The organism is Dactylosporangium roseum (assembly GCF_025264685.1).
Taxonomy (GTDB): Bacteria; Actinomycetota; Actinomycetes; order Mycobacteriales; family Micromonosporaceae; genus Dactylosporangium; species Dactylosporangium roseum.
The window spans coordinates 6,225,995-6,240,039 of record NZ_CP073721.1 but is presented as its reverse complement, the minus strand read 5'-3'; the positions used below and the strand labels follow the sequence as shown (position 1 = coordinate 6,240,039).

The 14,045-nt window shown below is 69.0% G+C and carries 13 protein-coding genes; 10 read left to right on the top strand and 3 right to left on the bottom strand.

Annotated elements, in window-relative coordinates; genetic code table 11:
• Positions 1–4: 4 nt before the first annotated feature.
• Positions 5–892 carry a sigma-70 family RNA polymerase sigma factor gene (locus Drose_RS29225; protein ID WP_260724507.1) on the top strand — a complete coding sequence of 296 codons (888 nt, stop codon included), beginning with the start codon at positions 5–7 and terminating at the stop codon, positions 890–892.
• 324 nt (positions 893–1,216) lie between these two features.
• Positions 1,217–1,627, top strand: a complete 411-nt coding sequence (locus tag Drose_RS29220) for a GntR family transcriptional regulator (RefSeq protein ID WP_260724506.1) — start codon at positions 1,217–1,219, stop codon at positions 1,625–1,627.
• Positions 1,628–1,631: 4 nt separating this feature from the next.
• On the opposite strand, the gene Drose_RS29215 is transcribed toward Drose_RS29220, so the two are convergent.
• A complete protein-coding gene (locus tag Drose_RS29215) occupies positions 1,632–2,654 on the bottom strand; it encodes a hypothetical protein (RefSeq protein ID WP_260724505.1) in 1,023 nt (340 codons plus the stop codon).
• Positions 2,655–3,367: 713 nt separating this feature from the next.
• Between Drose_RS29215 and Drose_RS29210 the strand changes: the two genes are divergently transcribed.
• The 3 genes from Drose_RS29210 (at position 3,368) to Drose_RS29200 (ending at position 7,678) form a co-directional block, all read left to right on the top strand.
• On the top strand, positions 3,368–5,449 hold the full coding sequence (locus Drose_RS29210) for a HelD family protein (protein ID WP_260724504.1): 2,082 nt from the start codon (positions 3,368–3,370) through the stop codon (positions 5,447–5,449).
• Positions 5,450–6,147: 698 nt separating this feature from the next.
• Positions 6,148–7,329: a hypothetical protein gene (locus tag Drose_RS29205; protein WP_260724503.1), complete on the top strand. Its 1,182-nt coding sequence runs from the start codon at positions 6,148–6,150 to the stop codon at positions 7,327–7,329.
• 142 nt (positions 7,330–7,471) lie between these two features.
• Entirely contained in the window at positions 7,472–7,678 is a 207-nt protein-coding gene (locus Drose_RS29200; protein ID WP_260724502.1) for a helix-turn-helix transcriptional regulator, read from the top strand.
• A 4-nt stretch (positions 7,679–7,682) separates the two neighbouring features.
• Here Drose_RS29200 and Drose_RS29195 read toward each other — a convergent pair whose 3' ends face one another.
• Both Drose_RS29195 and Drose_RS29190 read right to left on the bottom strand, forming a co-directional pair.
• Complete coding sequence (locus Drose_RS29195) at positions 7,683–8,207, bottom strand: NUDIX domain-containing protein (protein ID WP_260724501.1); 525 nt, start codon at positions 8,205–8,207, stop codon at positions 7,683–7,685.
• Entirely contained in the window at positions 8,207–9,544 is a 1,338-nt protein-coding gene (locus tag Drose_RS29190; RefSeq protein ID WP_260724500.1) for a hypothetical protein, read from the bottom strand. The genes Drose_RS29195 and Drose_RS29190 overlap by 1 nt, the downstream gene beginning before the upstream one ends.
• 280 nt (positions 9,545–9,824) lie before the next feature.
• On the opposite strand from Drose_RS29190, the gene Drose_RS29185 reads away from it, so the two are divergent.
• The 5 genes from Drose_RS29185 (at position 9,825) to Drose_RS29165 (ending at position 14,043) form a co-directional block, all read left to right on the top strand.
• Positions 9,825–10,259 (top strand): hypothetical protein, encoded by a 435-nt coding sequence (locus Drose_RS29185; protein ID WP_260724499.1) that lies wholly within the window; start codon positions 9,825–9,827, stop codon positions 10,257–10,259.
• Positions 10,256–11,071, top strand: coding sequence for an ABC transporter permease (locus Drose_RS29180; protein ID WP_260724498.1), 816 nt, complete (start codon positions 10,256–10,258; stop codon positions 11,069–11,071). Before Drose_RS29185 ends, Drose_RS29180 begins: the two co-directional genes overlap by 4 nt.
• 86 nt (positions 11,072–11,157) lie before the next feature.
• Entirely contained in the window at positions 11,158–13,320 is a 2,163-nt protein-coding gene (locus Drose_RS29175) for a cell division protein FtsK (RefSeq protein ID WP_260724497.1), read from the top strand.
• 136 nt (positions 13,321–13,456) lie between these two features.
• Positions 13,457–13,735 carry a hypothetical protein gene (locus Drose_RS29170; protein WP_260724496.1) on the top strand — a complete coding sequence of 93 codons (279 nt, stop codon included), beginning with the start codon at positions 13,457–13,459 and terminating at the stop codon, positions 13,733–13,735.
• On the top strand, positions 13,732–14,043 hold the full coding sequence (locus Drose_RS29165) for a hypothetical protein (protein WP_260724495.1): 312 nt from the start codon (positions 13,732–13,734) through the stop codon (positions 14,041–14,043). Before Drose_RS29170 ends, Drose_RS29165 begins: the two co-directional genes overlap by 4 nt.
• Positions 14,044–14,045 lie beyond the last annotated feature (2 nt).

Sequence of the window (14,045 nt, the reverse complement as noted above, 5' to 3'; positions counted from 1 at the left end):
ACCGATGACAACGACCCTTGAGGGTGCCACGCTCAAGGTCCAGTTGGAAGGCCGCGAGCTCGAGGATCTCATCCGAGAGCACCTGCCGCTCGTCGGGCATCTGGTCCGTCAGACGCTCGGCCGCCTACCCGCCCACGTCAGCCGCGAGGACCTGGTCTCCGCCGGCATGGCAGCCCTGGCCGGCGCCGCGAAGGCGTACGACCCGAGCCGGGGCATCCCGTTCGGCAGCTTCGCGACGACCCGCATCCGCGGCGCGATCCTCGACGAGCTGCGCGGGCTGGACTGGGCGAGCCGTTCCGTACGGGCGAGGGCGCGGCAGGTCGACGCGATGCTGCAGGAGCTCACCGCGGCGCTCGGGCGTACCCCGACCAGCCAGGAGCTTGCGGAGGCGCTCGGCGTGAGCGTCGACGAGCTGCAGTCGATCGACGACGACGTCCAGCGGGCGGCCGTACTGTCACTGCAGGGCTTCGCCGCCGGCAGTGCCGAGGACATGGTGCCGGAGCGCGCCGCCGGCCCCGAGGACCTGATCCTGCACCGCGAGCGGATCGGCTACCTCCACAACGCCGTCGAGGCGCTGCCGGAGCGGCTGGGCCTGGTCGTCAAGGGCTACTTCTTCCAGGAGCGCCCGATGATGGAGATCGCCCGCGACCTCGGTGTCACCGAGTCGCGCGTCTCCCAGCTACGGGCCGAGGCGCTCATGCTGCTGCGCGACGGTCTCAACACCCATCTGGACCCGGACCTGGTCTCCGCCAACGACAAGCCGACCGGGTGCGTCGCCCGCCGCCGCGAGGCGTACCACGACAAGATCGCCAACGCCGGCAACCTGAACAGCCGCCTCGCCCAGACCAACCACCACGGCATGCCGTTCATCCACACGGCCCGCCACTCCTGAACGGCCCCGCCCGCGGGGAGCGGACCCCGGATCCGTTCCCGCGGGCGGCGTCACTCCGGTCCGGATGCGGGGCCCGACACCCGGGCGTCCGCCCCAATTCGCCGCCAGGCCGCTCGATCCCATGGTCATGGGAAAGACATGGCTGCCCCGATGGCCACATCTTTCCCATGACCATGAGGTCGAGCGGCGCGGTGGCGGATTCGCCGGCCCGCACGCCTCGGCGGCGGCACCTCCCGCCTGAATTACCGGCCATAGGCCGAGCCCCCTGTCGTCGGCGCTCCGATATTGGCCATATGGCTACATGAATGGGTAAGATGCTGGGCCATGACGGTCGAACGGGTGGGGCAGGCGTTGTACCAGCGGGTGGCGGACGCGCTGCGCGAGCAGATCCAGCAGGGCGCGTACCAGCCGGGGCAGTTCCTGCCGAAGGAATCGGAACTGGTGGTGCGGTATGCGGTCAGCCTGATGACGCTGCGCCGGGCGCTGGCGGTCCTGCGCGAGGAGGGGCTGATCGTGACGCGGCGGGGGATACCGTCGTTCGTGCGCCAGCAGCCGCACCGGCGGCGGGTCTCCCTGGGCGCCGGTTGCCGGCTGGTCAGCCGGATGCCGTCGACCCCGGAACGGTTGGCGCTCGGCCTGGACCGCGGCGTCCCGCTGGTGGAGATCCGCCAGCCCGACGGCACGGTGGAACGCTTCGGCGCCGACCGGATCGAGGTCGTCCAGCCGCTCAAATGACGCTCTACGCGACCTCCGTGGCACGCCGTCCGTTCTGTCGCCACCAGGCCGCGTACGTTTCCTCCCAGGGGAGCGGCTCCTTGCGCGGACCGTCGGAGCGATACGTGCGCCGCGTGGGAAAGATGGTGACTCCCATCGCCGCCTCGGACTCCTCGGTCGCGAGCCCCACCTCGTCGAAGGAACCGTCCACGGGGACGATCGGCCGGCCCGCCATGACGACGTGGATATGATCGAAGGTGCCGTGCTCGAACGGGTCGAACACGGTGATCGTGAAGAAGCAAGCGCCGCGCGGGTTGGGCGGGTCGGGTTTCTCGCACGCATCCGCCCACTCCGCGATCGTGTGCCCGGCGCCCCACTCGAACAGCGCCATCTCACCCGGTCGCAAGAGATGCTCCCGCTTCGTGGGGATTCCCACGGCCGGCGGCACCACGATGTTCGGGTTCCGGACCAGTGGACTGTCGCCCGCCACGAACTGGGCCTCGTCGTCGAGTCGCACGCGGGCGGTGGTCGTACCCTCGTTGACGAGCACTCCCCGGGTCCGGAACCACATCAACTGATTCCGCTCCCCGCCTCGCGAGAACGACCGCGCCGGCGAGGCTGGTTCGGCCTGCGACACAGAACGACGGTCGAGCAGTCGTACTTCGTTCCCGTACGGCATCCGATTGCGCGTCGTGTCGACCAACGGGGGCCATTGCGGCGCCTCGAGCAGCGCGACGACGAGGGGAGCCCGCTCGTCGGTCCTGGCACGTGCGGCTTCCCGGACCGCCGTCGTGGCGGCGTTCAGCGCCTCATGGGCAAGGGCGACCTGTTCGTCGGCGGCTCTCGACTGCGCCGCACTGACCTCGACCTGTTTCTGAAACTCCGGCAACTGCTGGGCGGCGGTGCGGGCCGCCCTGCGCGCCGACCGGGCGGCCGCGGCACCGGCGATCGCCGCGGCGACGGCACCGACGGCCGAGACGATCTGGATCCATTCAGCCAGCGTGAGACGATGCGTGCCGGCCCACAGTGCATCCCAAAAGGCTCGCACGCTCGGAAGCGTACTGATCGAGGCTGTGGCCGGATTTGTACGCGACCGGGCCCCTCGTCGCTCCGTGCGCCGGCTGTCGGAGTCTGGGCGGCATCGCCGTTTGATGCCGAGGTGCCGGGAGGCCGCGGCACGTGGACGCGCTCCGCGGCCGAGTGCGGACGTGCTCCGGCCCGCCGCGGTGACGTCCACCTGGTCGCGGCATGCCGGCGGCGGATCGCGATGTCATTCGCTAGCTCATCCACGGAGATGATCTCGCCGGCCACGCTGGCACGTGGTCGCGGAGGCGATCTGCCGGCACCGGCCACGGCCAAGGCGTTCTTTGTCGATCGAGCAAGGCCGCGAAGTTCAGCCCGACAGCCCCTCGTCAACTCGGATAAGACCGGCAACTCGGTCGCCGGCTCGGAGGTGCCGCCGCCGCCGCGCGCCGGCCGGCGCGCGTTCCGCCGCAATCCGCCGCCAGGCCGCTCGATCTCATGATCATGGGAACGATATGGCTGCCCCGATAGCCAGATCTTTCCCATGATCATGGAGTCGCCCGGCCGGAACGCCCCGCCGGTTGATGGAGACGAACGAGAACAGCCCGATGCTCAACCCGGTTCCACCTACGGACTTCGCCGCGTCGCGGCCCGGCTGACGCCCAAAAGTAAGTCAAGCCTTACTTTTTGGCTCTTTTCCTTTGCATACTGGGTCGTCGGTGGGAAGGAGCATCCGGAATGCGGGTGGACGGCGGCGTTGCGCAACAGGTCGACCTCGAGCGGCGGATCGTGGACGCGATGTACGAGCGTGTCGGTGTGCTCGTCGCGGACGCGATCGCCGCCCACAGCGCGGTCCTCGCGACCACGCCCGAGAGCGCCGAGCAGTTGTACCTGCGCGATGTCGAGGCTGCCCGGCTCACGCGCGTCGTCGGTGAGCTGCGCGCTGCCGAGCGCTCCTTGTGCTTCGGCCGGATCGACAGCGCAGCAGGCGGGTCGGTGCACGTCGGCCGCGTCGGGCTGCGCTCCGCAGACGGTGACGCCCTGTTGGTGGATTGGCGTGCGGACGCGGCCCGCCCGTTCTACGCGGCCACGCTGGCGTTCCCAATGGGACTGCGGCGGCGTCGGCACCTGCGCCTGGATGGCAGGAGAGTCGTCGAAATCACCGACGAGATTCTCGACGGCTCGACGCCGACATCACAGGACATTGTCGGGGACGGGCCGCTGATGGCCGCGCTGGGGCGGGCACGGACCGGCCGGATGCGCGAGGCCGTGGCGACGCTGCAGGCCGAACAGGACGTGATCGTCAGGTCGCCGCATCGAGGAGTGACCGTCGTGGAGGGTGGCCCGGGAACGGGCAAGACGATCGTGGCGCTGCACCGCGCGGCGTATGTTCTGTACGCGTTCACAGCCCTCGCCGGACGAGGTGTACTCATCTTCGGCCCGAACCGGCGATTCCTCGACTACATCTGCGAGGTGCTGCCGTCGCTCGGGGAGAACGACGTGCACATGGCCACTTCGGCCGACCTCGTCGGCCTCGCCCCCACGGCAACCGAGTCCGAGTCCGTCGCCCGGATCAAAGGACAGGCGCACCTTGCCGTGGCGCTGTCCCGGTGGGTTCGTGACCGCCAGCCACGCGGCGTACCGCTCGAGGTCGAGACCGGGCAGGACACGTTCGTGCTGGAGCCGGAACTGGTGGACGCCGCCCACCGCTTCGCCGTCCGCAGCGGGCTCGCTCACAACCCGGCCCGCGAGCTCTTCAAGGAGCAGGTGGTCGATGACATCGTGAACCTGCTGGAGAAACGCACGACCGATGCGCTGCACGACATGGACGCCGAGGTCGCGGCCATCCTGGACATCGACCTGGACCAGGCGGTCGCCGACGATCTCCGGTCGCTGGGCCTCGACCACACACCCGCCCCGGACGGGCATCCCGAGTTCGATGCGGAGGGCATCCGTGCCGGGCTCCTTGACGACCCCGACGTCGACCTCGCCGTCGACACGGTCTGGCCCCGGCTACGTGCCACCGAAGCACTTGAGCAGTTCCTCACCGACACGTCGGCACTGATGTCCCACCTACCCTCCCTGCCGGCCGCCGAGGCCACACTCCTGGCGCACCGTAGCGGTGCCGGATACACCGCCGCCGACCTGGCACTGCTCGACGAAACGCGGGCTCTGATCGAAGGACCGCCCAATGAGGTGTACGGCCACATCGTCGTCGACGAGGCGCAGGAGCTGTCCGAGATGCAGTGGCGGATGCTCATGCGCCGTTGCCCGGGACGGTCCATGACGATCGTCGGCGACTTCGCGCAAGCGGGAGCGGCGACAACGGTCCGGTCATGGTCCGAGGCTCTACGGCCGTTCGTCGAGGACCGGTTCGACCGCCACACCCTGACCGTCAACTACCGCACGACCGCCGAGATCCTCGACTCGGCCGCTCCTCTGCTCGCCCGGATCGCACCCGGGCAGGAACCGTCCCGCTCGATCCGACACGGCGAGGTTTCGCGCACCACCCCCGTGACCGATACCGACGTCCTCACCGTCGCCCGTAACCTGGTGGCGCAGGTGAACCATGCCCATCCGGACGAGCTCGTCGGCGTCATCGGCCCGGCCGAACGCATCACCGACCTCACCGCCACGCTCGACAGCACCGGCGCTGTCATCGTCGCGGCCCCCGACGCCCGCGGGCTCGAATTCGACACAGTGATCGTCGTAGATCCCGCCGCCATCGAGGCCCAACGCCGGTCCGGCCTCCGCGACTTGTACGTCGCCCTCACCCGCGCCACCAAACGAGTCCACGTACTCGAACTCCCCATCACCTGACCCTCGCCGCCTGCTGCCGCACGCCGCCCTGATCCGAACCGTTTCGACGGCCTCCCGGCGGGCAGTCACGTCTCGATCTCGCACACCACGCCGAGGCCCTGTGACGATTGACGAACATCCTGATGGCGACCTGCGACACGCCTTCCCGATGGCTGGCCGAGGTGGCCTGGCGAGCGGAGCGCAGCCAGCGCCGCACGGAGTGCGGCAGGGGGGTGCGGGGTGGCGAAGCCCCCCCGCCTGGAGCGAGCGAAGCGAGCGCGGAGAATTCCACCGCGAAACAGCGAACAGGCGCAGCCTGTGAGCAGACTGCGCCTGAGCGGTGGTGGGCGATACTGGGTTTGAACCAGTGACCTCTTCCGTGTCAAGGCATGATCGACTCTAGCTGATCAGGTATCGCGTGCGGACTGAGCTGCTCGAACAGTCCGCTGGCGTTCACGGTCGCGCGCCGTCGTGCGGGTTGGTTGTCACTCACTTTGTCACTCGCTTCCTGCCTGTGCGTGCCGTTTGCTTCCGCTGGCGTCTACACGGAACCCGTTGGGTTACCGACGCTGCCCGAAAGTCGGACGTGAATTCCCCCGGCGAGTGCGAAATCGGCGGTAGTATCCGACGCCGCTCAGCAGTCGTCGAAAGTGGGCAATGTGGGGGAAATGGTGCAAAGCACCCAAGTGGAAGCTACGTCTGTGACACTAAGGCAACTGTTGTCCAGAGCGCTTCGAAGGGATGGATTTGGGAAACTATGCAAGGAGGAGCCCTCCGACCACTCTGAAGCGGCGAGCCGAATCAGTCAGAACCTGCTGTTATCAGTAATGGTTGGACTAACCTTCTTTGCAGTATTTCGGCTGGGGTGGGGCTTCTGGCCTACGGTAATTGGGGTCTTCATCTCCCTACTCATTTGGGTCGGTCTGGCGCAGCTTCGGGGATTCATTAATTCGATCGGATATGCCTCGTATCTCATTGTATGGTGTGCAGTTGTCGTCTACCTCAATGTAACCGGAGACCGGGGTGGACTGCTCCTGTGCGGAATCCTGCCATTCGTTATTGTGGTCGGCGTCAGATGGGCTTATCGGGCAATTAAACTCTCCTCTCACGTTCCCTTCTTCATTCCGCTTGCACTTATTATCGTTCTGCTGCCACTCTTGACCGAAGACCCTTGGAGGCTTGCATCGGCCGCCGACTCTCGTATCGTCTTCCTTGCCGGCATATCAGCCGTTCCTCTTGCGGCATTGTTTATACTTCGACTCCTCCGCCTCGACCTCCTGTCAGTGCTGCGCGGCGTTACTCCCGCAGTTGAAGCCGCGCAACAGGCGCCTACTGGCGTTTTCGAGGAATTACGCGGATTCCGCAGGAAACCCGAAGTCTTCGACGGAAATGAAGCGGCCGTCGATCGCCTCCTTTCGAAGGCCTACGAGATATCCAGGAATGATTCAAGAGTCGCGGACCTTTCGGATGTAATGCGCCGACGGTTCAAATGGCTGGCCGTGCGGCGATTCCTGTCGCTGCTCTTCGGAATCTCCGTGGCGCTGTGGATACTCATCTATCTAATCGCATGGGCGGCGGTGCCGCGGGGTTTGGCGGAAGAGTGGGCGAAGCAGTCCGTGAGTCTGGGTAAGGTTGATATTTTTGGTTGGATCGTTGCGGTTCCTCTGGGGCCCTATGTTGCGGTTGCCTCTCTATTGTCTACTGTTGCATGTGTCGGTTTCCTAGGATTCGCCCTTACCGAAGACCAATACTCTGACGCACTGTGGGATGCTGTGGTAACAAATCCGGCAAAGAGGTACCTGATCTGGGCATTGCCGTATGTTGCGATCACTGGCATTCCTGGCATTGATAGCGCGAAGCCAGGGGCAACACGACCTGGGAAGAATAGAAATAGGAAGTAGCGGTATGGCCCTATTCGAACAGTCGCTATTGCACGGTACGAGCTACTTATCCGAGTGTGGCCGACCGCTTTTCTTCGGCAAAGATCTTATCCTTCGATGATCAACCACATGGCTGCCCAGGCGGTGTCGTACGGTGTACACGATGAATGAGCGTGTGGATCTGCCTGCCGACTGGTGGACGGCCGAGGACTGCGCCCGCTTCCTTGGCATTACCCGCAGCACGTGGGCGGCCTACGTGGCGCGTCAGCAGGCGCCGCAGCCTGAGCGGAAGTTCGGCCGGTCGCCGGTGTGGCGGCCAGCCACGGTGAAGGCTTGGGCCGAGACCAGGCCGCGCCGCCCAACGGCGTAGCGGCCTACCGGCCTGCGTTGGCCAGTACGTAGAGCAGCGCGACCAGCGTTGTCCCGGTCACGATGTCGCGTTTGTCGATCAGGCGGCGGATTTCTTCCAGCGGTACCCACTCGACGCGCTCGGACTCGAAGCCGTCGACCGGGGGGCCGATGTACTCGGCCGAATCGGCGCGGAAGATGTGGTGTTCGGAGTTCATGAGGCCGGGGGACGGCTGGGTGTAGATGAGCGGGCGCAGCGGCCCCGGCCGCCATCCCGTCTCTTCCTCGACCTCGCGGGCAGCTGCGGCGGCCGGTTCGTCGTCACCGACCGCGCCCACCGGGATCTCATACGTCCACGTGTCCGTGATGAACCGGTGGCGCCACAGCAGGAGCACCTTGCCATCGGCCACCACCACGGCGCCGGCGCCGGGGGCACTGCGGATGAGCCGGTGGTCGAGGTGCCTGCCGTCCGGTAGCTCTACGTCGGCGGCGAGCACGTGTACCCACTGGTCGCGGTAGAGCGTCCGTTCGGAGTTGACCTGCCAGCGCATCAGAACCCCCTCAGCTGGGTGTCGGTGTCGGCCCGTTCGAGAAACTCCGCCACCACCGGCACCCTAGCGTGCGGTCGCAGCGCCGCCGCGACCTGCGCGACCCGGTCGCGGATGCGGCCGGACTCCATGCCCTCGGCGTACTCGAGCATCTGGGTACCCACGTGCACGGCCTGGTCGACATCGCCGCGCTGGGCCACGATGAGCGCCAGACCGGCGTACCGGTGGACCCGGCCGCGCAGATGCGTCCCGGCCGCCATGCGCACGGACTCTTCGGCGTACGTCTGCGCCGCGCCGAAGTCACCCAGGCGCCGCAGCGCCTCGGCAACCTGCGTCTCCACAAGCCCCGGCTGGACATACGACGCCTCGGCCGGTTCGTCGCTCAGGTCGATGCGCGCGGCGACGAGCTCGGACTGGCGCATGTGCTGCTGGCACCCGTCGCTGTCACCCATCCGGGCGTACGCCTTGCCCGCCAATGAGTGCAGGTCCGCCGCGAGCGCCGGGGTGAGATGCCCCCGCGCCGCGCGGAGTGCTGCTTCGGCGTACTGCACGACGAGTCGCGGCTGGTTGCCGTGCAATGCATGCGTGCTCAGCAGCGCGACCACGTAGGCGCCGAATCGCTTGTCACCACTGGCTTTCGCCATGCGCAGCGCGCCGAAGAGGTACCGCTGGGCGAGGCCCTGCTGATCGGCGTCGTACGCGCAGACGCCGGCCAGTGCGGCGAGGCCGCCGGCGGCGCGGAACAGTTCCCGGCCGACGCGGTTGTCGTAGGCATCGCGCAGTAGCGGTGCCGTGTGCTCGTTGAGCGCGGCGACCAGGCGCGGCCGGGTCGGTACGCCGCCGACTCGCCGGTACATCTCCTGATAGCGGGCGCGCAGCTGGCGCAGCCGCTGTACGTCGGCCGCGTCGACGTGGCGGCGGCCGGCGCGCGCCACGTCGACATCGTCGGGCGGGTTCTCCCACTCCCAGACCGGCGCGACGGCATCCGCCCCGGTGGCCGGCGGCCCGGCCGCCTTGTCGCGCTGATCGCCGCGCCACAGTGCTGTGGCGCGCTCGACCAGCTGGGGGAGCGGCACGCTCGCGGTGGCGGTTGGCCGGCGTTCCATGCCGATGTCGGCGCGGGTGACGGTTGTCTTCAGCGCGTCGCCGATGACTTGGCAGATGAGGTCCGGTCCGGGGTCGCGGGGGATCGCGCCGTCGCGGATCCAGCGTGCGACCGAGGCGTGGTCGTAGCTGAGCCGGCGTTCGGCGCCGAGGAGGTTGACCCGCCGTGCCAGGCCCGCGTTCGACAGTCCGGCGCGATCGATGAGCGCAGCAAGCAGCAGATTCGCCTCCCCCATGCCCGCAGGGTAGGTGCGCCGTAACGCTGAGGATAGAGCCATAAGTCGATTCACACAGGGTGTGAATCGAGTGCCACGACGTACCCGGTTCACACCCTGCCCGCGCTGCTCGCGGTGGGGTTTGCTGGTTGCAGGACGCCGGCCGATCCGGCGCGGTCAACGAAACCACCTGGTGATGGCACATCGACGCCGTTGCGAATACAGCACTGGCGCTGTACGGTCGTAACCACGAATACAGCACTGGCGCTGTATAGCGCCGAACCTAGACGGAGGTCCGCCAGTGATCGCACAGTCCGACCGCAGCGCGCGGGTGGGGCATCTCACCCCGCTGCTGACCGCTGCCGTGCACTTCGGCCCCACGCATGTCCTGGCGGATGTCGCCGCTCGCAACTGCGCCGCGCACCGCTCGCCGCTCGCCGGGTCCGGCGCGTGCGGCGCCTGCTGGGAACGGGCGATCCGCGACGACGAGCATTTTGCCGTCGAGTGCGGGCTGCCGCGCGAACTGAGGCCCGACCCGACGTACGTGGACGAGATCGCCGTCGACCTCGCGTGCCGTGGCGAGCGGGTGAAGCTGACCGCCGCCGAGTTCGCAGTCGCCGTGTCCCGCCTCCGCAGCCGAGGCATGGGGCCGACGTACATCGCCCGCCGCCTGCACACCAGCTACGACGCCGTTGCCCGCATGACCACGATCAAGCTGGACGGAGTTGCCGCATGACTACGACGACCGCGCCGAGCGCGTACCCGTTCGACCTCGCCGAGCTGCTGCCCCGCGCTCGTGCACTCGCCGAGGCGCTGGGCCAGACGCCCTCACGCAACCGGCTCATGAAGGAGCTGAAGATCGGCGCCCCGAAGGCCACCGCGCTGCGCGAGGCACTGGAGGCTGCCGAGTTCGTCGCCGCCCCGGCCGCCGCGCCGAGCCTGCCGACCCTGCCGGACGTCGCGCCGGACCCGGCGCCGATCGCCGACCCCACCCCGGCCGCGCCGAGCACCGATCCCGTGCCGGTCGACCCGGCGCCCGAGGCGCCGCCGCAGGCCACGGGTGACGGACACCCGGACACCAACATCACCACCCCGGCCGCCGAGAACGTTCCGGCGCCGGTGCGCAAGCCGCGCTCGTGGCCGGTGTGGCTGCTCGCGCTGCCCGCGTTCGTGGCGATCTGGTCCGGGTGGGTCGGCCTCGGCGAACTCACCGGGTTCGGCGTCGTCCATCCGCTGCCCGGCATCGCCGATGACCTGTCGATCAACACGGCTATCACGCTGCCGATCGGCGTCGAGACCTACGCCGCCTACGCGCTCTCGGTGTGGCTGGCCGGGACCGCCCCGGCCGCCGCGCGCCGGTTCGCCCGAGCCTCGGCGATCGGCTCCCTCATCTTCGGCGGCGCCGGACAGGTGGCCTACCACCTGCTCACCGCCGCCGGAATCACGCACGCCCCCTGGTGGATCACCACTGCGGTTGCCTGCCTGCCCGTCGCCGTGCTCGGCATGGGCGCGGCCCTCGCGCACCTGATCCACGCCAACCACGAGTAGCGCCGCCCGGTGCGCGGCCCCATGGCCTAGGAACCTGGCCGCGCACCGGTCCCCAGTCCCCACGAAGGAGTTAGGAGACCTCCATCATGACGAGCAACACCCCGGACCGCGAGGACCCGAACGGGGTCGACTGGTCGCGGTACGAACAAGAGCTGGACGGCCGCGACGCTGAGGTGCTGGACCTCGGCGCGGCCCGCGCCCGGCGCGGCACCGCGGCTGCCGGACACTTCGACGTCGCGCTCGACGAGGAGCCGCAGCCCGGTGGCGTACTGGTCGACCCGCCGCCGGCGGACAGCAAGGGCCGCCGTCCGATCATCCCGGCGCGGCTGGTCGGCTGGCAGAACGTGAAGGCGACCGTCCGGGACGTCGCGCTGGACCTGGCGCACCGGGCGGGCTACCACGCGGTTCGCTCGCCCTGGTACGCGCTACAGGCTGCGTTCTGGGCCGTCGTCGGCATGTTCCGGCTAATCGGTCGGCAGCTGCGTTGGTGGTGGCTGTCGGAGCAGTACGGCCTCCGGCAGGCCGCCGCCGACGCCAACGACCCGGCCACCTGGTACAAGCTGCACCGCGAGGTCAAGGCCACCCGCGCATGGCGCGGCACGGTGCTCGTCGCCGAGCTGGCCGCGCTGGGCATCGGTGGGCCGATCGCCTACGCCATGGCCCCGTGGTGGGTGGTCGCGCTCGCCGTGGCCGTCGTCGTGCCCGGTCTGGCCCACCTCGGCCGTCCGGCGGATCGGCCGATCGTCACCCCGGCCGTGGTCGCCGGCCGGTACCGGCGCGTCAACCCCGACATCATCCTGCGCGCCTACTACGCCGCCGGCCTCGGTCACCCGGACAAGCCCAACCAGCAGATCACCTTCGGCTCCACGATGTCCCGCGACACGACCGGCACCGGCTCGCAGGTCGTGATCGATCTGCCGTACGGCAAGACGTGGGACGACGTGCTCAAGGCCAAGGGCGCCATCGCGTCCGGCCTGGACGTCAGCGTCAATCAGGTGTTCCTCACCCGGGATCAGTCGTCGCACCGGCGGCACCTGCTGTTCGTCGCCGACCGCGACCCTCTCGCCATCCCGGCCGGCCGCACGCCGCTACTGGACGGCAAGGTGCGCGACATCTGGGCCGAGGCACCGCTGGGCCTGGATGAGCGCGGCCGGAAGGTCGGCCTGCTGCTGATGTGGATTTCGGTGCTGGTCGGTGCGCAGCCCCGCAAGGGCAAGACGTTCGCCGCCCGCTTGCTGGCCCTGTACGCGGCGCTGGACCCGTACGTGCGCATCATCGTGGTCGACGGCAAGATGTCGCCGGACTGGGACAAGTTCCGCCTGGTCGCGCACCGGATGGTGTTCGGCACTGTGCCCAACAGTCGCGACGACAACCCGGTCGACCATCTGCTCGAGGTGCTGCGCGAGGTCAAGGCCCACATCCAGGAGGTCAACGACTTCCTCGCCAAGCTCCCCACCGCCGAGTGCCCCGAGGGGAAGATCACGCGGGAGCTGTCGCGCAAGTACCCGCAGCTGCGGGTGTGGCTGCTGGTCATGGAGGAGTTCCAGGTCTACTACGAGCTGGACAGCCAGGATCAGAACAAGGAAATCGCCGCCCTACTCAGCTTCATCATGGCCGTCGGCCCCTCGGCGGGCGTGATCCTGCTGTCCTCCAGCCAGAAGCCCTCCGGCGTCGGCGCCGGGGACGTGGGCCGGCTGTTCAACCGCTACCGCGACAACCACGCCGTGCGGTTCGCCCTCAAGTGCGGCAACCGCCTGGTCTCGGAGGCGATCCTCGGCGGGGAGGCGTACGCGGAGGGGTTCGACGCCTCGGCGCTGCCCAACGGCACGCAGTACCGGGGCGTCGGCTACCTCTACGGCGCCGCCGACGACACCCCCACCGTCCGCACGCACCTCGCCGACCACGGCGACGCCGAGCGCATCCTCACCGCCGCCCGTAAGCACCGCGAAGCGGCCGGCACGCTGTCCGGCGCCGCGATCGGCGAAACCGTGACCCGCGACGTGCGCGACACGCTCGCCGACGTCCGCGCCGTGTTTCTGGCGGGGGAGAAGGGTTTGCACTGGCCGGTCATCGCCGCCCGGCTCGCCGAGCAGATGCCCGAGCACTACGCCGACATCACCGCCGACGCCATCTCGGCACAGCTCCGCGATCGTGTACCAAGCGTGAACGTCAAGGTCCGCGGCGAGGTCCTGCGCGGCGCCCGGCTCGCCGACGTCGACGCTGCGATCGAACGCCGCAAGAGCGCCTGACCGGTAGCGGCGGCGCTGCTACCGGTAGCGCCGCCGCTACCCCAACCGCTACCGCCCTGGCCAGCCCCTACCGATCGAGGTAGCGGGTAGCGCCAGCGGCCCCCTGTACCCAAAAACCGGCCCTGGAGGCACCCACGTGACCCCGCTCGCCGCTACCGCTACCGGCCACCCGGCCGCCGCTGGACTCCTCGTCTTCGCCCTGATCGTCGTGACGCTCGGTTATCTGCTGGCGTGCTGGCTCTGGCCGTTCGTCCCGTGCCGCCGCTGCAAGGGCGACGGCAAGCGCCGCGCCCTGTTCGGTGGCCGGGCGTTCGGCATCTGCCGCCGCTGCGACGGCACCGGCCGCCAACTGCGACCCGGCCGCCGCGCCCTCAACTGCCTGCGCGCCCTGCACGACAAGGGCGGCAACCGATGAACGCCCGAACCGTGCGCCGCAGCGTCGCACTCGACCGGCACCCCGGCTGGTGCGCCGCCGGCCACCGCTGCAACCTCGGCGAGCACCGCGCTGACCCGCTCGCCGTCGACATCCCCGGCTACGGCCGCGCGCTGCTCACCCGCGTCCGTGGCCGCGACGGCCGCGAACACGCCGAGGTGACGCTCACCGTCGCTCTCGCCGACGCCGAGCCGCACGCCCGCGCGCAGCTGCTCACCCTCGCCGCCGACCTGCACACGGTCCTGCGCCGCGCCACCCGCGCCGGCGCCGCACCGCGCACGGCCGCCTGACC